This is a genomic window from Jatrophihabitans sp. (assembly GCA_036389035.1).
Taxonomy (GTDB): Bacteria; Actinomycetota; Actinomycetes; order Mycobacteriales; family Jatrophihabitantaceae; genus Jatrophihabitans_A.
In genome coordinates this window covers 166757-187674 of sequence record DASVQQ010000008.1, presented here as the reverse complement: position 1 = coordinate 187674, position 20918 = coordinate 166757, and the positions used below count along the sequence as shown (strand labels likewise).

Below are 20918 nucleotides of genomic sequence, written 5' to 3'. Positions count from 1 at the left end.
TTTCCGGCGACCCGGTCCGGCTCAGCGACCCGCCGAGCTCGGAGCGGACTGGTCGCTGATCGCGTTCGGCCCGAGCAACGCCTTGATGTCGCCCATCAGGCCTTGCGACGGCGTCACCCGGTAATCGGGCAGCTCGGTCCGCAACCGCTGGCCGAACGCCAGCTGGATCTCGACCGGGGTCATGCCGGGGTGCGAGCGCAGGATCTCCTTGAGGTTGTCCACGATCGCCTGCTTGAACTGGTGCTGATTCATCACCAGCCGCAGCGGGCCGTCCATCCCCTTGGTCAGGTCCGGCAGCGACAGGTCCGAGCCGATGATCCGGATGGTGTCCTCCCGGGCGTCCACCCGGCCCTTGATCACCACGACCGCGTCCTCGGCGATCTGCAGGCCGACCTGGGCGTAGGACGCCGGGAAGAACAGCACCTCGACCGAACCTTCGAGGTCTTCGAGCACCACCTGGGCCCACTGCTTGCCGTCCTTGGTCATCCGCCGGGTGACGCTGGACAGGATGCCGGCCACCGTGACCTTCTCACCGTCCTTGACGGCCTCGGTCTGCAGCTCGGCGATGCTGACCTCGGCCGCCGACTTGAGGATGTGCTCGACCCCCAGCAACGGGTGGTCGCTGACATAGAGCCCGAGCATCTCGCGCTCGAAGTTGAGCAGCACCGACTTGTCCCACTCGCCCTCGGGCACCCGGACGGCGAACATGTCACCCAGGCCGCCCCCGGCATCGTCGTCGAAGCCGAACAGGTCGAACTGGCCGATCGCCTCGGCGCGCTTGGTGCTCAGCACCGCGTCGATCGAGGCCTCGTACACCTGGATCAGGCCCTTGCGGTTGTGGCCGAGCGAGTCGAACGCGCCGGCCTTGATCAGCGCCTCGATGGTGCGCTTGTTGCAGGCCATCGCGTCGACCTTGCGCAGGTAGTCGGCGAAGTCGGTGAAAGCCGAGTTGGCCTTGCGGCAGGTGGTGATCGAGGTGACCACGTTGCCGCCGACGTTGCGCACCGCCGTCAGGCCGAACCGGATGTCGGTGCCCGTCGGGGTGAAGTTGGCGTCGGAGGAGTTCACGCACGGCGGCAGCACCTTGATGCCCATCCGCCGGCACTCGGCCAGGTAGACGGCCATCTTGTCCTTGTCGTCCTTGACCGAGGTGAGCAGCGCGGCCATGTACTCGGCCGGGTAGTTCGCCTTGAGGTAGGCGGTCCAGTACGACAGCATCCCGTACGCGGCCGAGTGCGCCTTGTTGAAGGCGTAGTCGGAGAACGGCACCAGGATGTCCCACAGCGTCTTGACCGCGGCCGCGGAGTAGCCGTTGGCCGCCATGCCCGCCGAGAACTTCTCGTACTGGGCGTCCAGCTCGGACTTCTTCTTCTTGCCCATCGCCCGGCGCAGCAGGTCAGCGCCGCCCAGGGTGTAGCCGGCCAGCGACTGGGCGATCGAGATGACCTGCTCCTGGTAGACGATCAGCCCGTAGGTGTCGCTGAGGACCTCGGCCAGCGGCGCCTCCAGCTCCGGGTGGATCGGCACCACCGGCTCCCGGCCGTTCTTGCGGTTGGCGTACTTGTTGTGCGAGTCCGCGCCCATCGGCCCAGGCCGGTACAGCGCGATCACCGCCGAGATGTCCTCGAAGTTGTCCGGGCGCATCGAGCGCAGCAGCGCCCGCAGCGGCCCGCCGTCGAGCTGGAACACCCCCAGCGTGTCACCGCGGGTCAGCAGCTCGTAGGTCGCCTTGTCATCCAGCGGCAGGTCCTCCAGCACCAGGTCGTGGCCGCGGTTGGCCCTGATGTTGTCGACCGCGTCGTCGAGGATGGTGAGGTTGCGCAACCCCAGGAAGTCCATCTTGATCAGGCCGAGGCTCTCGCACGACGGGTAGTCGAACTGGGTGATGATGGCGCCGTCGGCCTCGCGGCGCATGATCGGGATGACGTCGATGAGCGGGTCGCTCGACATGATCACGCCCGCCGCGTGCACGCCCCACTGCCGCTTGAGCCCCTCCAGCCCCTTGGCGGTGTCGACCACCCGCTTGACCTCGGGGTCGGCGTCATACAGCGACCGGAACTCCCCGCCCTCGCCGTAGCGGTTGTGGGTGGTGTCGAAGATCTTGGAGAGCGGGACGTCCTTGCCCATCACCGGCGGCGGCATCACCTTGGTGATCCGGTCGCCCATCGCGAACGGGTAGCCCAGCACCCGGGCCGCGTCCTTGACCGCCTGCTTGGCCTTGATGGTGCCGTAGGTGACGATCTGGGCGACCCGCTCGTCGCCGTACTTGTCGGTGACGTAGCGGATCACCTCACCGCGCCGGCGCTCGTCGAAGTCCACGTCGAAGTCGGGCATCGAGACCCGGTCGGGGTTGAGGAACCGCTCGAAGATCAGGCCGTGCCACAGCGGGTCGAGGTCGGTGATCCGCATCGCGTAGGCGACCATGCTGCCCGCGCCCGAGCCGCGACCCGGGCCGACCCGGATGCCGTTCTCCTTGGCCCAGTTGATGAAGTCGGCGACCACCAGGAAGTAGCCGGGAAAGCCCATCTGGGTGATCACGCCGACCTCGAAGTCGGCCCGGGCCCGAACGTCGGCCGGGACCCCGTCCGGGTAGCGGGCATGCAGGCCCCGCTCGGTCTCCTTGACGAACCAGGACGTCTCGTCCTCGCCCTCGGGGACCGGGAAGCGGGGCATGTAGCTCTTGGACTCGTCGAAGCCGATCTCGCACCGCTCGGCGATCAGCAGCGTGTTATCACAGGCCTCGCGCAGCTCGTACTTGTCGGCCCACAGCGAGCGCATCTCGGCCGGGGACTTGAGGTAGAAGTCCTTGGCGTCGAACTTGAACCGGTTCTGGTCCTGCATGGTCTTGCCGGACTGCACGCACAGCAGCACCTCGTGGGCGTCGGCGTCCTCGGCCCGGGTGTAGTGCAGGTCGTTGGTGGCCACCATCGGCAGGCCCAGGTCCTTGCCCAGGCGCAGCAGGCCGTCGCGGACCCGGGTCTCGATGCTCAGGCCGTGGTCCATCAGCTCCAGGAAGAAGTTGTCCTTGCCGAAGATGTCTCTAAACTCGGCGGCCGAGGCCCTGGCGTTGCCGTAGTTGCCGATCCGCAGCCAGGTCTGGATCTCACCGGACGGGCAGCCGGTGGTGGCGATCAGGCCCTGGGCGTAGTCGTTGAGCAGCTCGCGGTCGGCCCGGGGCTTGTAGAAGAAGCCTTCGAGGCTGGACCTGCTGGAGAGCCGGAACAGGTTGTGCATGCCGGCGGTGTTCTCGGCCAGCAGCGTCATGTGGGTGAACGCGCCGCTGCCCGAGACGTCGTCCTCGCCGCCGGCGTTCCAGCGCACCCGGGTGCGGTCGCCGCGGTGGGTGCTCGGGGTGAGGTAGGCCTCCAGGCCGATGATCGGCTTGACCCCGTGCGCCTTGGCCTTCTTGTAGAAGTCATAGGCGCCGAAGACGTTGCCGTGGTCGGTCATGGCCAGCGCGGGCATGCCCATTCGGGCGGTCTCTGCGAACAGGTCGTCGAGCCGGGCGGCGCCGTCGAGCATCGAGTACTCGGTGTGCACGTGCAGGTGTACGAAGGAGTCGGACTCTCTGGTGACGGTCACAGCGACGCCCACGTCCTTCGGTTCGGGTGGCGCCCATCGATCGGGCTGGCCAGCGGATTCCGATTCTGCACCTTGGGTACGACGACAGCGAGAAGCCCGGCGTGTCCCGGCGCGTCGCGGTCACGTCCCACCATCGCGTATCGGTTTTAGCCGCCCTGGCGGTCGAAACCACTACGGGTCCGGCTGTGACAGCATGGGCAGCATGTCCATCATCAAGATCAATGCCATCACGGTCGCCGCCGACAGCGGTGACGAACTGGCCAAGCGGTTCGCGGCCCGGGCCGGCGCGGTCGACAACCAGGACGGCTTCGAGGGCTTCGAGCTGCTGCAGCCCACCGACGGCCGGACCACCTGGCTGGTGCTCACCCGCTGGCGCGACGAGGACGCCTTCAACGCCTGGGCCAGCTCGCCGGCGTTCGGCCAGGGCCACCGGTCCGAGGGCCCGCACGCCCAGGGCGGCGAAGGTGGCGGGAGCCCGCACGCCCACGGCGCCGAGGGCGGCGAGCAGCCCAAGAAGCCGGTCGGGGTCAGCAGCGAGCTGTGGTCCTACGTGGTCGCCGGCGGCTCCGCGGGCGGCTCGGGCTCCTAGCCCCCGCAGCCGCTGAGCCATACGGCTGCTGATCCGCAGCCGGCTGAGCCGTGCGGCTGCTAGGACTCGGCCTCCAGGACGTCCAGGGCGTGCTGCAGGTCGGCGGGGAACGGCGACACCACGGTCAGCCATTCCCCCGTGCCCGGATGCTCGAAGGACAGCGACCGGGCGTGCAGCCACTGCCGTTGCAGGCCTAGCCGCCGGCTCAACACCGGATCGGCGCCGTAGACCAGGTCACCGCAGCACGGGTGCCGCAACGCTGCCATGTGCACCCTGATCTGGTGGGTGCGCCCGGTCTCCAGGCGGATGTCGAGCAGCGAGGCCGCCCGATAGGCCTGCACCGTCTCGTAGTGGGTGACGCTGGGCCGCCCGCTGGCCACCACCGCGAACTTCCAGTCCGAGGACGGGTGCCGGTCGATCGGCGCGTCCACCGTGCCGCTGCTCGGGTCGGGATGGCCCTGCACCAGGGCGGAGTACAGCTTCTCCACGGTGCGCTCCTTGAACGCCCGCTTGAGCCCGGTGTAGGCCCGCTCGCTGGTGGCGACCGCCATCACGCCGGTGGTGCCGGCGTCCAGCCGGTGCACGACGCCCTGCCGCTCGGCCGCGCCCGAGGTCGACAGCCGGTACCCCATCGCCGCGAGCCCCTGGGTCACGGTGGGTCCGTCCCAGCCGATGCTGGGATGTGCCGCGACGCCGACCGGCTTGTCGACCACCACGATGTCGTCGTCGGCGTACAGGACCGCCAGCCCGTCCACCGCGCGCGGCGGGGCGGCGGCCAGATCCACCGGCTCCGGAATGCTGATCTCCAGCAGGGACCCGCCGCGGACCTTCTCCGAGCGGGCCGGGCTGCTGCCGTCCAGGGTGACCGCCCCGTCGTCGATCAGCCCGGCCGCCGCCGACCGGGACAGCCCGAACAGCCGGGACAGCGCCACGTCCAGGCGCAGCCCGTCCAGGCCGTCGGGGACCGGCAGCATCCGGACGTCAGTCACGCGGGCTGCCCTCGGCAGTCCGATCCTGCGGCAGCGCCACCGGCTGGTACGGGGGCGGCTGGTGCGGGGGCGGCTGGTGCGGGGGCGGCGGGTCGGCGGCCAACTGGTTCGCGGCCGGCCCGTCCACGGGTCGGGTCTGTGCGGCGGGCTTCGCGGGTCGCCGACTCGAGCCGGAACCGAACTCGACACCGCGCAGCGACAGCAGCACGGCCAGCGCGCCCCCGATCATGATGGCCGAGTCGGCCAGGTTGAAGATCGGCCAGACGTGGCCGTCGTTGGCCAGCACCGAGATCCAGTCCACCACGTGGCCCTTGCCGGGCGAGGGCGCCCGGAACAGCCGATCCACCAGGTTTCCCATCGCACCGCCGAGCACCAGCCCGAGCGCCAGGGCCCAGCGGGACGAGGTGAGCTTGCGAGCTGCCCGGATCACCACCGCGATGACGACGATCGAGATCGCTGTCAGCACCGCGGTGGCTCCGGCAGCCAACGAGAACGCGGCTCCGCTGTTGCGGGCGTGCACCAGGTAGACCGCGCCGCCGAGCAGCCGAGCCCCCGAATCGCCCGGCTCGATGGTGGCCACCACCACGATCTTGCTCACCAGGTCAGCGGCCAGCGCGATCAGCGCGGTGACGAAGAACAGCCAGGTCTTGCGCACCGGGGACCGGCCGTCGAGCCGTGCGGGATCAGCCGGTCGAGGGTTGCTCACCCGGCCATTCTCCCGCATCGCGGGACCCGGTGGCGCACCTGGCAGGTCGGTGGCGTCGGAGCGGCCGTCGCGGCTGGTCAGCGCCGCTCGGCCAGCGCCTTGCACTCGGCGTCCAGGGTCGCCATCGGCAGCGCCTTGATCCGGGCCTTCGGAATGGGCCGGCCGCAGTCCTCACAGACGCCGTAGGTGCCGGAGTCGATCCGCTCGAGGGCGTGCTCGATCTGGGTCAGCAGCAGGTGCCGGTTGGCCGCGATCGACTGCTCCTGCTCACGCTCGAAGGTCTTGGCGCCGACGTCTGCCTGATCGTCGCCGGCCCCGTCGGTGTGGGACTGTCGCAGCTCGTTGAGCTGGTTGATCGACCTGTCGTACTCCAGTCGCATCTCGGCCAGCTCGCGCTCCAGCCGGCCACGGATCTCGGCCAGGTCCGCCGCGGTGAGCCCCGCGACATTCGACTCGGCGGCGCTGTCCGGTCCGCCGGTCGGAGTGGCCGGCGGCGCCTTCTCGGCGACGGGCGCCTTCGCGGGAGCTGCCTTCTTGGCCGGCGCTTTGACAGCTGGCGCCTTCTTGGCGGGCGTCTTCTTAGCCGGCGCTGTCGCGGCCGGCGCCGCTTGGGCCGGCGCCTTCTTGGCCGGCGCCTTCTTAACCGGCTTCTCAGTGGCGGCGGTCTTGCCGGCGGGCGCCTTCTTCACCGGCGGGGCCTTGGTGGCGGCGGCCTTGCCAGCGGGCGCCTTCTTGACCGGCGGGGCCTTAGTGGCGGCCTTGCTGGCGGGCGCCTTCTTCACCGGCGGAGCCTTGGTGGCGGCGGTTCTCTTGGCCGGAGCCTTGGCGGCAGCCGCACTCGCAGCAGCAGCCGCGCCGGGACCGGCCTTCGCGGGACCGGCCTTCGCGGGACCGGCCTTCGCGGGAGCGGCAACCTTCACGGGACCGGCCTTCACGGGACCGGCCTTCACGGAACCGGCCTTCGCGGGACCGGCCGCCTTGGCGGCCCGGCCGGGCGTCACCTTGCTGGCCGCGGCGGCCGACACGTCACCGGCCCTGCGCAACGCCGCCCCGATCCGACCTCGCACGCCTGCCATAGCAGCCCCCCTCGCCCGGCGCCGTGGCCGGCAACCGGTGCCGGCTCTGGCAAGCCGTCAGGATACGAGCCGGGCGGTCCGGGGCGGTAGCGGGCACGCCGGGCGTTACCGTCCAGATCGTGAAGAACGTCCAGATGAGGCCGGACCCCACCAGCCCGCGCCACGGCCGAGCGTCGGTTCGAAATCCGGATGCCGGGGCACGTAGACTCAACCGCAGGCGTCGACGAGGACAAGTAGCGCCGGTGGCAGGCAAGAGCGAGCTGGGGACGGTGGAAGCCCAGCGCTGAGCGCCGGTCAGCCAAATCACCTCCGAGCCTCGGAAGAAAGCGGGTCCGTCCCGCGAGTAGAACCGAGCCAGGCAGTACCAAGAGTGGGCGTGGCCAGCACCCGGGGCGCGCCAAGAGGGGTGGTACCGCGGCAGCACCTGCTGTCGTCCCTTCACCGAGTGGCCGCTCTGATCCCAGACCGGCCGGCGTACGGCGAAGGAGAGTTCCGCGATGGCCTACCAGGCCCTGCCCGCCCACGTGGATCTGGCGGCGAACGACCGCGAGGTGATCGCGTTCTGGCGTGAGCACAAGATCTTCCAGACCAGCCTGGAGCAGACCGCCGGCGGGCCGTCCTACGTCTTCTACGAGGGCCCGCCGACCGCCAACGGCATGCCGGGCACCCACCACATCGAGGCCCGCGCCTTCAAGGACCTGTTCCCGCGGTTCAAGACCATGAAGGGCTACTCCGTCCCCCGGATGGGCGGCTGGGACTGCCACGGCCTGCCGGTCGAGCTGGCGGTGGAGAAGGAGCTCGGCTTCACGGGCAAGGCCGACATCGAGCGGTACGGCATCGCCGAGTTCAACGACCGGTGCCGGGAGTCGGTGCAGCGCCACGTCGACGAGTTCACCGCCATGAGCGAGCGGATGGGCTACTGGTGTGACTACGACAACGCCTACCGGACGATGAACCCCGACTACATCCAGTCGGTGTGGTGGGCGCTCAAGCAGATCTTCGACCAGGGCCTGCTCGTCGAGGACCACCGGGTGGCGCCGTACTGCCCGCGCTGCGGCACCGGGCTGTCCGACCATGAGGTGGCCCAGGGCTACGAGACGGTCGTCGACCCGTCGGTCTACGTCCGGTTCCCGCTGACCTCCGGCCCGCTGGCCGGCGAGGCCGACCTGCTGATCTGGACGACCACCCCCTGGACGCTGGTGTCCAACACCGCCGTCGCGGTCAACCCCGAGGTGACCTATTCCGTGGTCCGCACCCCGGACGGCCAGACGCTGGTCACCTTTCTCGGCGGGGCTGCCAGCGCCCAGCTGCCGCCGGGCACCGAGACGATCGCCAGCTACCAGGGCCGGGAGATGGAGCGCTGGAGCTACCAGCGGCCCTTCGACTACGTGGCGATCGGTGACGCCGAGAACCCGGCGCACTACGTGGTGCTGGCCGACTACGTCACCACCGAGGACGGCTCCGGACTGGTGCACCAGGCCCCGGCGTTCGGCGCCGAGGACCTGGCGATCTGCCGCTCGTACGGGATGCCGGTGGTGAGCCCGATTGGCAAGGACGGCCACTTCCTGGACGGGATCGAAGAGATCGGCGGGCTGTTCTTCAAGGACGCCGACGACCGGTTGGTCGCTGACCTCAGCCGGCGCGGCCTGCTGTTCAAGCACCTGGCCTTCGAGCACAGCTACCCGCACTGCTGGCGCTGCCACACCCCGTTGATGTACTACGCGCTGCCCTCGTTCTACATCCGGACCACCGAGCGCAAGGCCGAGCTGATCGCGCAGAACGAGGCCACCAACTGGTACCCCGAGACGGTCAAGCACGGCCGCTACGGGGACTGGCTGGACAACAACATCGACTGGGCGCTCTCCCGCGACCGGTACTGGGGCACCCCGCTGCCGATCTGGCGCAATGACGTCGATCCGAGCCGGCTGGTCTGCGTCGGCTCGCTGGCCGAGCTGTCGGAGCTGACCGGTGAGGACCTGAGCCGGCTGGACCCGCACCGGCCCTTCGTCGACGCCCCGACGTTCACGCTGCCCGGCGTGCCCGGCGTCTTCTCCCGGGTGCCGCAGGTGATCGACGGCTGGTTCGACTCGGGCTCGATGCCGTTCGCCCAGTTCGGCGCCCCGCACCGCAACGCCGAGCTGGCCCGGCAGAACTACCCGGCCGACTACATCTGCGAGGCGATCGACCAGACCCGTGGCTGGTTCTACACGTTGATGGTGATCGGCACTCTGGTGTTCGGCGAGTCCAGCTACCGCAACGTGGTGTGCCTGGGTCACATCCTGGCCGAGGACGGCCGCAAGATGAGCAAGCATCTGGGCAACATCCTGGAGCCGATCCCGCTGATGGACCGGCACGGCGCCGACGCGGTGCGCTGGTTCATGCTGGCCGGCGGCTCACCGTGGTCCGCGCGCCGGGTCGGGCACAAGAACCTGGAGGAGATCGCCTCCAAGGTGCTGCGCACCTACTGGTCGATCGCCTCGTTCCAGTCGCTGTACGCCCGGGCCAACGACTGGACGCCGGGCACCGCCGGCGAGCAGTCCGTGCTGGACAGCTGGGCCCGCGCCGAGACCAACCGGGTCGCCGCCGAGGTGGACCTCGCCATGGAGGCCTATGACCCGGCCCGGGCCGGGCGGGCGCTGTCCGGGCTGATCGACGACCTGTCCAACTGGTACGTCCGGCGCTCACGCCGCCGGTTCTGGGACGGTGACCCGGCGGCGCTGCAGACCCTGCACGACTGCCTGGACGTGCTGACCCGGCTACTGGCGCCGTTCGTGCCGTTCGTCACCGAGCGGGTCTGGCAGGCGCTGTTCGCCGAGGTCACCGGCGTGGACTCGGTGCACCTGGCGGCCTGGCCGGACACCGGCGCGCCGACCGACCCGGCGCTGTCGGCCCAGGTCGCCCTGGTGCGCCGGGTGGTCGAACTCGGCCGGGCCGCGCGGGCCGGCTCGGGAGTCAAGACCAGGCAGCCGCTGGCCAGGGCGCTGATCTCGGCCCCCGGCTGGACCGGGCTGCCCGAACAGCTGCGACAGGAGGTGGCCGACGAGCTGAACGTCGTCGAGCTCGCCGAGCTGGCCAGCGCCGCGGACCTGGTCAACGTCACGGTCAAGCCGAACTTCCGCGCCCTGGGAAAGCGGTTCGGCTCCCGGACGAAGGAGGTGGCCGCGGCCATCACCGCCGCCGACCCGGCCGAACTGGCCGCCTCGATCAGGTCGACGGGCTCGATGCCGCTGTCCGCGCTCGGCGAAGACGTCCTCGCCGAGGAGGTGCTGATCAGCGAGGCGCCGGTCTCGGGCTGGGCGGTGGAGAGTTCGGGTCCGGAGACGGTCGCCCTGGACCTGGAGCTGACCGGTGAGCTGCGACGGCTCGGCCTGCTGCGTGAAGTGATCCGGATCGTGCAGGACGCTCGCAAGAACGCCGGGTTCGACGTCTCGGACCGGATCACGCTGCACTGGACGGTCGGCGGCTCACCGGAGCCGGCCCAGGCCATCCGGGAGCACCTGAGCGAGCTGTCGCGCGAGGTGCTGGCCAGCGCGGTCTTCGAGGGCGCCCCCGCGCGGCCGGACGGCTTCTTCGGAGCCGGCGACGACGAGCTCGGGCTGCAACTCTGGCTCGCGAAGGCCTAGCCGGGTTCAACCTCAAACGATCGGCGTCAGCCGGTGGCCGGTGTCAGCCGGCGGCCAGCCCGGTGTCAGGGTCGCACAGCGCGCAGGGGCTGAACCCGTCCTCGACGGCCTGGCGCAGCGGCACCGGCTCGGTCTGGCGGGCGAGCAGGAAGCCGCAGTGCGGCAGGTGGTAGCGCGGCCGGCCGTCGATCACCCAGACCGGCTCGTCGCCGCGACTGCGCAGCGGCGGGTCGGTGTCGGCGACCGCAGGCTCAGGGGTGGCCGGGTCATCGGCGTCAACGGTTCCGGCCGGGTCAGGCGCGGTCGCCGCGGTCTCAGCCGGCGCGGTCTCAGCCGGCGCAGCCTCAGCCGGCGCAGTCTCAGCCGGTCGGGTGTCAACCGGCGCAGTCTCGACCGGCTCGGCGACGCTGCCGGCCGGCCCGGCGGCCGTAACCCCAGCGGCGACGCTGACCCGGGCCTTCTCCGACACCGACGCCTTGCCAGCGGCAGCCCGGGACGCCTTTCCAGCCGCCAGCTCAGCAGCCAACGCCTTGTCCGAGGCGACGCCGGATGACTTGGCCACGCCGGATGACTTGGCCGCCCCGGCGGCGCCGGCGGACTGCCGCCGGCGGGTCTGGACTATCACGTAGGCCGCCAGCAGGCTGGCGGCGATCGAGGCCACCACCAGCGGCGTGCTGCCGGTGATCAACCCCAGCACCAGCAAGGCCAGGCCCGCGACGAGCAGCAGCAACACCACTACCTGCACGTCGGGGCCTCCTGCTTTCCTACGTCTTGGCCGCGGCGTGCGGCACCCAGCCCCCTGAGCGCCGTCGCCGGACGCCGCCGCTCGATCCGATTACGCCAGCCGGGTCAGCCGGACTGCTTGTCCGAGCTGGCCGACTGGTTGACCGGCTCCGCGCGGGTGCTGGTGTCCAGGTCCCGCAGCTGGGACTCCAGGTAGCTCTTGAGCCGCGAGCGGTACTCGTGCTCGAAGGTGCGCAGCTCTTCCAGTCGCTTCTCCAGGGCCGCCTTGCGCTGCTCGAGCTGGGTGGTGATCTGGTTGGCCCGCTGCTCGGCCTCCTGTACGGCGCTCGCGGCCTTGGCACGCGAGTCCCGCTCCAGTTGCTCGGCCCGGGACTGGGCCTCGGCGATGGTCTTCTCGTGGAAGGCGCGCGCCTCGGACTGCACCCGGTCCTGGTGCGCCTTGGCCTCGGCGAGGGTCTTCTCCGACTGCGACTTCGCGGCGGCGGTCTGCTCGTCGGCAGCCTGCTGGGCCAGCGCCAGCACCCGCTCGGCCAGGCCGAGCTGGTTGCCGCCGCCCCCGCCGCCGGCTGCCGCGCCGGCCGCCTTGGCAGCGGTGGCTTCCTGCTGGGCCTGGATGAGCGCCTGGCGGGCCTGGCTGACGGCTGACTCCAGCTCGCCGATCCGGGTCGTCAGCTTGCGGTTCTCCTCGTTGGCCGCCGCGATGGCGGCCGCCTCGTTCTGGTTGCCGGGCGAGGGCTGCCGGGCCTGGGTCAGCGCCGACTCCAGCTCACCGATCCGGGCGGTCAGCTTGCGGTTCTCCTCACGCGCGGCGGCCAGGGCAGAGCCGTCGGCCGACGGCGCGCCGGCCGGCGAGCGGTCCTTGAGATCGGCGTTCTCGTCGATCAGGCGGGCGAGTTCGACTTCGATGATGTCGAGAAAGGCGTCGACCTCTTCTTCGTCGTACCCGCGCTTGCCGATCGGGGGCTTCTTGAAGACCACGTTGTGGACTTCAGCGGGCGTCAAAGGCATCGAGTCACCTCATGTGGAGTGGCGGGCGGCCCGGGAACGGGCTGCCCTGGTGCGAACGGACAGGCTGTGTTGCAGACGGCAACCGCGAAGTTGCGGCACCGCTCGCGCCGACTGCGTAAATCGGTGCAGTAGGCAGGATAGCCACCCGCGGCCCCGTCATAGCGCGGGAGTGGCGAAAAAGGGCGGCCCGAGTCGCCCGAACGAGGTCGAGGGCGGTTAGCCGGCGGCCAGGGAGGTGACGATCGCGCGCAAAATCCAGATGATGATCAACAGGACGATCACGCTCATATCCAGGCTGACCCCACCGAGCCGCAGCGGCGGAATCACCCGTCGCAGCAACTTCATCGGCGGATCGGTCACCGTGTAGACCGCCTCGAGACCGACCGCCGTGGTGCCTGCCGGGCGCCATGACCTGGCGAAGCTGCGCGTCGTCTCCACGATCAACCGGGCGATCACCAGTAAGTAGAACACCAGCAGCGCGAGGCCGATCGCGGCCCAGAACGTCGTCATGGATCCATTCTCTCACCCTCATGGTGAGAACGCCGACGCTTCAGCTCTGGTTGTAGAAACCGCCCTCGACGATCCGCTGCTTGTCCGCCGCGGTCACCGAGACGTTGTGCGGGCTGAGCAGGAACACCTTGGGGGTGACCCGCTCGATGCTGCCGTGCAGGCCGAAGGTCAGCCCGGCCGCGAAGTCGACCAGCCGCTTGGCGTCGGAATCATCCATCTCGGAAAGGTTCATGATCACCGGCGTCCCGGCGCGGAACTGCAGGCCGATGGTCTTGGCCTCGTTGTAGGTCCGCGGGTGCAGCGTGGTGATGCGCTGCGGCGGCTGCTCGTAGGTGACGTCGTAGTCGTCATAGACCTCAGCCTCGGGGCTGGTGGCCTCGTAACCGCCGTGCGCCGGCTCGACCTCGCGGCGCTGGTACTGCGGATCACGCGCGAGCGCACCGTAGGACTGCGTGCCGCCGCCGTCGGCGTAGTCGTCATCCTCGACTAGGCCGAGGTAGACGCCCATCTTCCGAAAGGCTGTAGCCATTCCGTCCTCCTGTGTAGGTACTTCCCGCTGCTGCGGGCCGACGCTATCTGAATTGTTGTTCGCGGCGGCCGAGCAACGCCGTACCGATCCGCACGTGTGTCGCGCCGTGTCTCAGCGCGGCTTCCAGGTCATCACTCATGCCGGCCGAGACGATTCCGGCCGCTGGATGGGCGGCCCGCAACCGCTGGGCCACCTCGGCCAACCGGCTGAACGCCTGATCGGCATCGCCGCCCAACGGAGCGATCGCCATGATGCCGACCAGCCGCAGGACGTCCGAGCCGGCGATCCGGTCGGCCAGCCTCAGCAGCTCGTCCGCCGCGCCGCCACCCCGGCCGGCCGCGGTCTCGGCGTCGTCCAGGCTCAGCTGCACCAGGACGTCCAGGCCGGGCCGCTCCGCACGCCGGGCGCCGTCTTCCAGCGCGTCGGCCAGCGGCTGCCGGTCGACGCTGTGCACCAGGTCGGCGTACCGGGCCACCGACCGGGCCTTGTTCGTCTGCAGCCGCCCGAGGAAGTGCCAGCGGACCGCGATGGGAGTGAGTTCGGCCAGTTCGGCCGCCTTGACCGAGGCGTCCTGGTCGCGGTTCTCACCCAGGTCGGTCACGCCCAGCTCGGCCAGCAGTGCGGCGTCGGTCACCGGAAAGAACTTGGTGACCGCGATCAGGGTTATCTCCTGGCCGGACCGGCCGGCGGCCCGGCACCCCTCGTCGATCCGGGACCGGACCGCGGCGAGGTTGTCGCGCAGCTCGGCCAGCCGGACCTCCGGCGAACTCATCGACGCTGCCCAGACCTACTTCAGGAAGTCTGGGACGTCCAGTTCCTCGTCCGGCTCGACCGGCTTGCGGGTGGTGGTCGGTGACCAGCTGGAGCCCGAGCCGGCCGGCGGCGCGCTGGAGGCGCCCGCGCCGTACGCGCTGGCGCCCGCGCTCGGCGTGAAGGTGGGCGCCGGGCGTGAGCCGTTCATCGCCGGCGGCGCGGCCGAGACGGTGGCCAGCTGGGACTCCGGCTCGCGCCGAGCCGGAATCTCGACCTTCTTGTAGGGCAGCTGGCCCGAGTCAAAGCCGGCGGCGATGACCGTCACCTTGACCTCGTCGCCGAGGGTGTCGTCGATCACCGCGCCGAAGATGATGTTGGCGTCCGGGTGCGCGGACTCGGCGACCAGGGTGGCGGCGTCGTTGATCTCGAACAGGCCCAGGTCCGAGCCGCCGTAGATCGACAGCAGCACGCCATGGGCGCCGTCCATGCTCGCTTCCAGCAGCGGCGAGGCGATCGCCATCTCGGCGGCCGCCCGGGCCCGGCCCTCGCCGCGCGCCGAGCCGATGCCCATCAGGGCCGAGCCGGCCCCGCTCATGACACTCTTGACGTCGGCGAAGTCCAGGTTGATCAGCCCCGGGGTGGTGATCAGGTCGGTGATGCCCTGCACGCCGGACAGCAGCACCTGGTCGGCGCTGCGGAAGGCGTCCATCACCGAGACGTTGTGATCAGAGATCTGGAGCAACCGGTCGTTCGGAATGACGATCAGCGTGTCGCACTCGGCGCGCAACTGCTCGATGCCGAGCTCGGCCTGGGTGGCCCGCTTCTTTCCCTCGAAGGAGAACGGCCGGGTGACCACGCCGATGGTCAGCGCGCCGAGCTTGCGAGCCATGCTGGCGATCACCGGAGCGCCGCCGGTGCCGGTGCCGCCGCCCTCGCCGGCCGTCACGAAGACCATGTCAGCGCCCTTGAGCACCTCTTCGATCTCGTCGCGGTGATCCTCGGCGGCCTTGCGGCCGACCTCGGGCTGCGCGCCGGCGCCGAGACCGCGGGTCAGTTCCCGGCCGACGTCGAGCTTGACGTCAGCGTCAGACATCAGCAGCGCCTGGGCGTCGGTGTTCACCGCGATGAACTCGACGCCCTTGAGGCCTTGCTCGATCATCCGGTTGACCGCGTTCACGCCGCCGCCGCCGACACCGACGACCTTGATCACAGCGAGGTAGTTGTGGGGTGAGGTCATGAGGCCTGTCCTTCGCTAGCTTTCGATCTTCGGTGGTGTGGTCGGGTAGCTGGTTCGAAACCCTCACCCTCAAGTAGACCGTTAACATTATGTCAACCTGAGCGATATCAGGAAAAGTAGTTCGCCCGGCCGCCGGCGCGCGAAGGCGCGCCGCGACACTCCGAAAATCACGGATGATTTTCGCTTGGGGGCGCGTGGGGGCCGACGGCCGCCCTGACTGCCGCCGGAAGTGCGGTCCGCAGCATCGCGTAGCGATTCCGAACGCCTCGCCCTGACTGCCGCCGGGAGTGCGGTCCGCAGCATCGCGTAGCGATTCCGAACGCCTCGCCGGACGAAATCGCTACGCGTCGGGGGACGTGCGTCGGGAGACGTGTCGGGGGGAACGTGCGTCGGGGGGACGGCGGGTGGGCTAGTTGCCGGGACCGGTCCGGCTGATCACCGTGCTGGGGTCGCTCAGGTCGAAGTAGCGACCCGGCTGGCCCAGCAGCACCGACAGCAGCCGCGCCTTGTCCGCGCTGCGGTCCACCCCGCCCCACAACACCGTCCGGCCGTCGCGCAGGGTCAACGTGATCGACTCCTCGCTCGGCGCCGAGATCGAGCCGAGGGTCTTGCTGATGCTGGCCGGCAGCGTCCCGGCCACCAGCGCCGCGGCGGCCGAGGCCGTCTGCGAGCCGGTCACCAGCAGCCGCGGCAGGCCGGCCGGGATGGTCTTGACCGAGCGGAAGGCCACGTTGTCACGGTCGACGAGCAGCACCCGTCCGCCATCGACCGGGCGGTAGCCGACGGCGGTCCGCTCGGTGATCCGGATGGTGACGGTGGCCGGATAGGACCTGCTCACCGTGACAGCGCGAATCGGGCCCACCGCGCTCAGCCGGGAACTGACGGCGTCCAGGTCGAGCCTGGCCAGCGGCGCCCCGGTCCGGATGCCGGCAGCGGCGCGCACCTGCTCGGCGGTCAGCGTCCGGGCGCCGACCACCTTCACCGAACGCACCCCCAGCACGCTGGTGAAGGCCACCAGCCAGACCAGCAGCGCCAGCACCAGCACCGCCGCGACCCAGTACCACCAGCGTGCCGGGCGCACCGACCCCAGCCGGGCGGCGGCCCAGCCCCGCCCGGTCATCCCGTCACCGTCGATCATCCCGTCACCGCTTGTCATCCGGTCACCGCCGGTCCGGCCGGCTGGTCCGGCTCGGCCAGTTCGGCCAGGATGTCGGCGCACAGCAGGTGGACGTCACCGATCCCCATGGTCAGCAGCACGTCACCGGGCTCGGCCAGCGCGGCCACCCGGGCGGCGACCGCGTGCCAGTCCGGCTCGTAGACGACCCGGTCGGCCGGCAGCGGGACCTGCTCGGCGATCAGCCCGCCGGTCACCCCCGGGATCGGCTGCTCCCGAGCCGGAAAGATGTCCATCAGCACGGCTACGTCGGCCAGCGCCATGGCCTGGCCGAACTCCCGGGCGAACGTCTGGGTCCGGCTGTACGTGCCGGGCTGGAAGATCGCGATCAGCCGGCCGGATCCGCTCAGCACGCCACGGGCGGCGTCGAGTTGCGCGCGCACCTCCGTCGGATGGTGGGCGTAGTCGTCATACACCCGGACCCCACCCACCTCACCGCGGAACTCGAAGCGGCGCTGCACGCCGGCGAAATCCCGCCAGCTGCCGGCGGCCGACTCGGCCGGCATGCCCAGCTCCACCGCGACCGCCAGCGCGGCCGTGGCATTGAGCGCCATGTGCCGCCCGATCAGCGAGCCGAGCCGGACGTCGATCGGCGTTCGGGCAGCGCCCAGCACGCTGAACTCCACCGCGTCGGGCAGCTCGACGATGTCGCGGACACCGAGGTCGGCGCCGGAGCCGGTCCCGTAACCGCGCACCCGCAGGGCGTGGCCCCGGGCGTCGCGGTCCCTGGCATAGCCGGCCAGCCTGCTGGCGCCGGGGTCATCGGCGCAGTACAGCAGCAGGCCACCGGGGGTGATCCGGTCGACGAACTGCTCGAAGGCCCTGAAGACCCCCTCGAGGTCGCCGTGGTTCTCCAGGTGATCGGCCTCGACGTTGGTCACCACCGCGATCTCCGGCCACAGCAGCAGGAACGAGCCGTCGCTCTCGTCGGCCTCGACGAGGAACCACTCCCCCGAGCCGGCCTGCCCGTTCACCCCGTGACCGGCCAGGTTCGCCCCGATCGCGAAGGACGGATCCAGACCGGCGGCCAGCGCGGCGGTGATCAGCAGCGACGTGGTGGTGGTCTTGCCGTGGGTGCCGGCGATGGCGACACAGCGGCTGCCGGTGACCATCGCCGCCAGCGCGGTGGCCCGCCGCAGCACCCGCAGGCCGCGCTCGCGACCGGCTGCCAGCTCGAGGTTCGCGGGGTCGATCGCGGTCGTGTAGACCAGGGTGTCGCAGCTGTCCAGGTGCTGCGGTGAATGGCCGATCCGGATCTGGGCGCCGAGTTCGCGCAGTTCGGCCACGGTCGCTGACTCCCGGCTCTCACAGCCGGTCACCGGCACCCCCCTGGCCAGCATGATCCGGGCCAGGCTGCTCATTCCCGAACCGGCGATGCCCATGATGTGCACCCGGCCGAGCTCACCGGCGGCCGGCACCACCTCGGTGGCCGCCGTCGACACCAGCGCCGCGCCGGGCGCGGCCCAGCCGGCCGGCCGGTCGTAACTGGCCTGCGAGCGCGCTGCCGGGTCGCCCGGTTCGGTCAGGTCGGCCGGTTCGGTCAGGTCGGCCGGCTCGGCCCGATTGGCCGGCTCGGTCAAGTCGCCCGGCTCAGGCGTGGTGGTCACGGGCCACCTCCAGGATGCGGCGGGCCAGCACCGCGCCGGCGTCGCGGGCGCCGGCCTGGCGGGCAGCCGCCGACATCGCCGCCAGCCGGGCCGGGTCGCTGAGCACCGCGATCACATTCTCGGCCACCCACGCCGGATCGCACTCGGCATCGGCCACCATCAACCCGCCGCCGGCGGCGACGATCGGCTCGGCGTTCAGGCGCTGCTCGCCCCCGCGCAGCGGCAACGGCACGTAGCCGGCCGGCAGGCCCACCGCGGTCAGCTCGGCGCAGGTCATCGCTCCCGAGCGGCACAGCACGAAGTCGGCCGCGGCGTACCCGTCCGCCATCGCGTCGAGGTAGGGCAGCACCAGGTACGGCGGTTCACCGGCGGCTCGGTCCGGCGCGGTCAGCGGGTTCTTGGCGCCGGCGATGTGCAGCACCTGGATGCCGGCCGCCGCCAGCGCGCGCTGCGCCCCGAGCGCCGCCTGGTTGAGCCGCTGGGCGCCCTGTGACCCGCCGGTGACCAGCAGCGTGGGCCGGTCGGCGGCCAGTCCCAGCCTGGCCCGGGCGCCCGGTCGGTCGCGGTCGCGGTCCAGCTCGAGGATGGCCGGCCGCAGCGGGATGCCGATCGGGCGGCCGTGGGCCAGTCCGGCCGAGGCCTGCGCGGTGTAGACGTGCTCGGTCAGCCGGGCCGCCAGCCGGTTGGCCACTCCTGGCCGGGCGTTGGCCTCGTGCACCACGATCGGGATCTTGCGGCGGCGAGCGGCCAGGTAGGCGGGCACCGCCACGTAGCCGCCGAAGCCGACCACCACGTCGGCCTGCACCCGGTCCAGCACCGCCCCGGCCGCCCGGACCGCTGCCGCCACCCGGCCCGGGGTCTTGAGCAGCGCCAGGTTCAGCCGCCTCGGCAACGGCACCGGCGGGATCAGTTCCAGCGGATACCCGCGCGCCGGGATCAGCGTGGTGTCCAGGCCGCGGACGGTGCCGAGCGCGGTGATCAGCACGCCCGGATCGAGTTCCTTGATCGCGTCCGCGACGTTCATCGCGGGCTCGATGTGCCCGGCGGAGTGGCCGCCGGCGATCACGATGCTGGTTGCCCGTGCCACCTCAGGCGCCCTTGCGGCGGGTCATCGGCTGACCGGCCGGCCGGTGCGGGCCGGGCTGCTGCCGGCTCGCCGGGGCCGGCCGCTTTCCAGCAGCCGCCCGGGCGCCCGCGGGCTTGCGCGGGGCCGTGGCCGCCGGTGCGGTCGCGGACTTGCCCGCCGTGGACTTGCCCGCAGCCGTGGACTTGCCCGCCGTGGACTTGCCCGCCGTGGACTTGCCCGCCGCGGACTTGCCCGCAGCCCCGGACGTGCCCGAGGTCGAGGGCTCCCGTGAGACCGAGGGAAGCCGGGGGTTCGAAGGCGTGGCCGGCGGCGGCAGCCGCAGCGCGCGAACCCAGCGGGCGGTGCTGCCGCTCTCAGCCGCCCGCTGAGCGGCCCGGGCGGCGGCCGGCTCGTGCCGGGCGAAGGACACCAGCATGCCCAGCACCCCACAGGTCAGCACCAGCGAGGTGCCGCCGTTGGAGATGAAGGGCAGCGGGATGCCGGTGACCGGCAGCAGCGCGGTCACGTAACCGATGTTGATCAGCGCCTGGCCGGCGATCCAGATCGCGGCGGCACTGCCGGCCAGCCGGACGAACGGGTCCTGGCTGCGGTGCGCGATCCGCATCGCGGCGTAGCAGAACAGCGCGAACAGGCTGAGCACCACGACGCAGCCCAGCAGGCCGAGCTCCTCACCGACGATGGCGAAGATGTAATCGGTGTTGGCGTTGGGCACCCAGCCGTACTTGGAGGTTCCCTGGCCGAGGCCGACCCCGAAGATGCCGCCGCTGGACAGCGCGTACAGCCCCTGGATGGTGTGATAGCCGGCGCCGCCGGGATCGAGGTCGGGGTTCATGAAGGTGGTCAGCCGCTGCATGCGGTAGGCCTCGGTGACCGCCAGGGCCGTCACCGAGCCGGCCACCAGCACCAGCAGCGCGGCGAAGTAGCGGTAGGGCAGGCCCACCATCCAGAGCAAACCCAGCAACAGCAGCATGAAACACAACGAGGTGCCCAGATCCGGCTCCAGCATCACCAGGCCGATCACCAGCACGAAGCCGGGCAGCAGCGGGATCAACACATGCCTGGCCGTGGTCAGCGTCTTCAAAGACTCCTTGCGGGCAAGCAGATCGGCTCCCCACAACAAGATCGCGAACTTGGCGAACTCCGAGGGCTGCACGACCACCGGGCCCAGCTGGAGCCAGCGTTTCGCCCCGTTGACGGTGACGCCGATGCCGGGCAGCAGGACGCCGACCAGGGTGATCAGGGCCAACCCCAGCGCGGGGTAGGCCACCCTGCGATAGGCGGCGGGTGACATCCGGACCGCCAACCAGAACACCGGCACGCTCAGCAGGATGAACTGCACCTCGCGGATCAACTGCGCCCACGGCGCGTCCCCGGTGGTGTGCACCGAGGCCGACAGGGTGGTCGAGGCCGACATCAGCAGGCCGAAGAACAGCAGCCCGCCACCGGCGGCCAGCATCAGTTGGGTCGAGGCGTACGGGCTTTCCAGGTAGCGACCCGAGGCGCGGACCATCCGGATTCCGTTGACCCGGGCGCGCAGCCGGCTGATCACGACCCCACCCGCGCGCTGCCGGGCGCGGTGCGGTCGATCACGCATCCTGTTCGCGGATAGGCCTGAACGGCGAGCGTCGGGTAGCTCGAGGGTGCGGGCAGTGCCACGGCACCGGCACCGGCCAGTGACGTCGCGTCAGCCACGACCTCGTGCAT

The 20918-nt window shown here is 70.9% G+C and carries 16 protein-coding genes; 2 read left to right on the top strand and 14 right to left on the bottom strand.

What is annotated here, in order from left to right:
- Positions 1–21: 21 nt before the first annotated feature.
- On the bottom strand, positions 22–3582 hold the full coding sequence (gene dnaE / locus VF557_05960) for a DNA polymerase III subunit alpha (protein HEX8079735.1): 3561 nt from the start codon (positions 3580–3582) through the stop codon (positions 22–24).
- 202 nt (positions 3583–3784) lie between these two features.
- On the opposite strand from dnaE, the gene VF557_05955 reads away from it, so the two are divergent.
- Positions 3785–4171: an antibiotic biosynthesis monooxygenase gene (locus VF557_05955; GenBank protein ID HEX8079734.1), complete on the top strand. Its 387-nt coding sequence runs from the start codon at positions 3785–3787 to the stop codon at positions 4169–4171.
- 59 nt (positions 4172–4230) lie between these two features.
- Here VF557_05955 and VF557_05950 read toward each other — a convergent pair whose 3' ends face one another.
- The 3 genes from VF557_05950 to VF557_05940 all read right to left on the bottom strand — a co-directional run bounded on the left by VF557_05950 (position 4231) and on the right by VF557_05940 (position 6942).
- The gene (locus VF557_05950; GenBank protein HEX8079733.1) at positions 4231–5160 is read right to left on the bottom strand and encodes an RluA family pseudouridine synthase; all 930 of its coding nucleotides are present in this window, start codon (positions 5158–5160) and stop codon (positions 4231–4233) included.
- Positions 5153–5866, bottom strand: a complete 714-nt coding sequence (lspA, locus tag VF557_05945) for a signal peptidase II (GenBank protein HEX8079732.1) — start codon at positions 5864–5866, stop codon at positions 5153–5155. The genes VF557_05950 and lspA overlap by 8 nt, the downstream gene beginning before the upstream one ends.
- 77 nt (positions 5867–5943) lie before the next feature.
- On the bottom strand, positions 5944–6942 hold the full coding sequence (locus VF557_05940; GenBank protein ID HEX8079731.1) for a TraR/DksA C4-type zinc finger protein: 999 nt from the start codon (positions 6940–6942) through the stop codon (positions 5944–5946).
- A gap of 497 nt (positions 6943–7439) precedes the next feature.
- Here VF557_05940 and ileS point away from each other — a divergent pair, with 497 nt between their 5' ends.
- Positions 7440–10565, top strand: coding sequence for an isoleucine--tRNA ligase (ileS, locus tag VF557_05935; protein HEX8079730.1), 3126 nt, complete (start codon positions 7440–7442; stop codon positions 10563–10565).
- 43 nt (positions 10566–10608) lie between these two features.
- On the opposite strand, the gene VF557_05930 is transcribed toward ileS, so the two are convergent.
- The 10 genes from VF557_05930 to ftsW all read right to left on the bottom strand — a co-directional run bounded on the left by VF557_05930 (position 10609) and on the right by ftsW (position 20808).
- The gene (locus VF557_05930; GenBank protein ID HEX8079729.1) at positions 10609–11310 is read right to left on the bottom strand and encodes a hypothetical protein; all 702 of its coding nucleotides are present in this window, start codon (positions 11308–11310) and stop codon (positions 10609–10611) included.
- A 104-nt stretch (positions 11311–11414) separates the two neighbouring features.
- Entirely contained in the window at positions 11415–12317 is a 903-nt protein-coding gene (locus VF557_05925; GenBank protein HEX8079728.1) for a DivIVA domain-containing protein, read from the bottom strand.
- Between the two features lie 216 nt (positions 12318–12533).
- Positions 12534–12827 carry a YggT family protein gene (locus VF557_05920; protein ID HEX8079727.1) on the bottom strand — a complete coding sequence of 98 codons (294 nt, stop codon included), beginning with the start codon at positions 12825–12827 and terminating at the stop codon, positions 12534–12536.
- A gap of 40 nt (positions 12828–12867) precedes the next feature.
- The gene (sepF, locus tag VF557_05915) at positions 12868–13356 is read right to left on the bottom strand and encodes a cell division protein SepF (protein ID HEX8079726.1); all 489 of its coding nucleotides are present in this window, start codon (positions 13354–13356) and stop codon (positions 12868–12870) included.
- Positions 13357–13399: 43 nt separating this feature from the next.
- Positions 13400–14128: a YggS family pyridoxal phosphate-dependent enzyme gene (locus VF557_05910; GenBank protein ID HEX8079725.1), complete on the bottom strand. Its 729-nt coding sequence runs from the start codon at positions 14126–14128 to the stop codon at positions 13400–13402.
- A 15-nt stretch (positions 14129–14143) separates the two neighbouring features.
- Positions 14144–15346, bottom strand: a complete 1203-nt coding sequence (gene ftsZ, locus VF557_05905) for a cell division protein FtsZ (protein HEX8079724.1) — start codon at positions 15344–15346, stop codon at positions 14144–14146.
- Between the two features lie 409 nt (positions 15347–15755).
- Positions 15756–16502, bottom strand: a complete 747-nt coding sequence (locus VF557_05900; GenBank protein HEX8079723.1) for an FtsQ-type POTRA domain-containing protein — start codon at positions 16500–16502, stop codon at positions 15756–15758.
- Positions 16499–18127: a UDP-N-acetylmuramate--L-alanine ligase gene (gene murC / locus VF557_05895; GenBank protein ID HEX8079722.1), complete on the bottom strand. Its 1629-nt coding sequence runs from the start codon at positions 18125–18127 to the stop codon at positions 16499–16501. Before murC ends, VF557_05900 begins: the two co-directional genes overlap by 4 nt.
- On the bottom strand, positions 18111–19214 hold the full coding sequence (locus VF557_05890; GenBank protein HEX8079721.1) for a UDP-N-acetylglucosamine--N-acetylmuramyl-(pentapeptide) pyrophosphoryl-undecaprenol N-acetylglucosamine transferase: 1104 nt from the start codon (positions 19212–19214) through the stop codon (positions 18111–18113). The genes murC and VF557_05890 overlap by 17 nt, the downstream gene beginning before the upstream one ends.
- 1 nt (position 19215) lies before the next feature.
- Complete coding sequence (gene ftsW / locus VF557_05885) at positions 19216–20808, bottom strand: putative lipid II flippase FtsW (protein ID HEX8079720.1); 1593 nt, start codon at positions 20806–20808, stop codon at positions 19216–19218.
- Between the last annotated feature and the right edge of the window lie 110 nt (positions 20809–20918).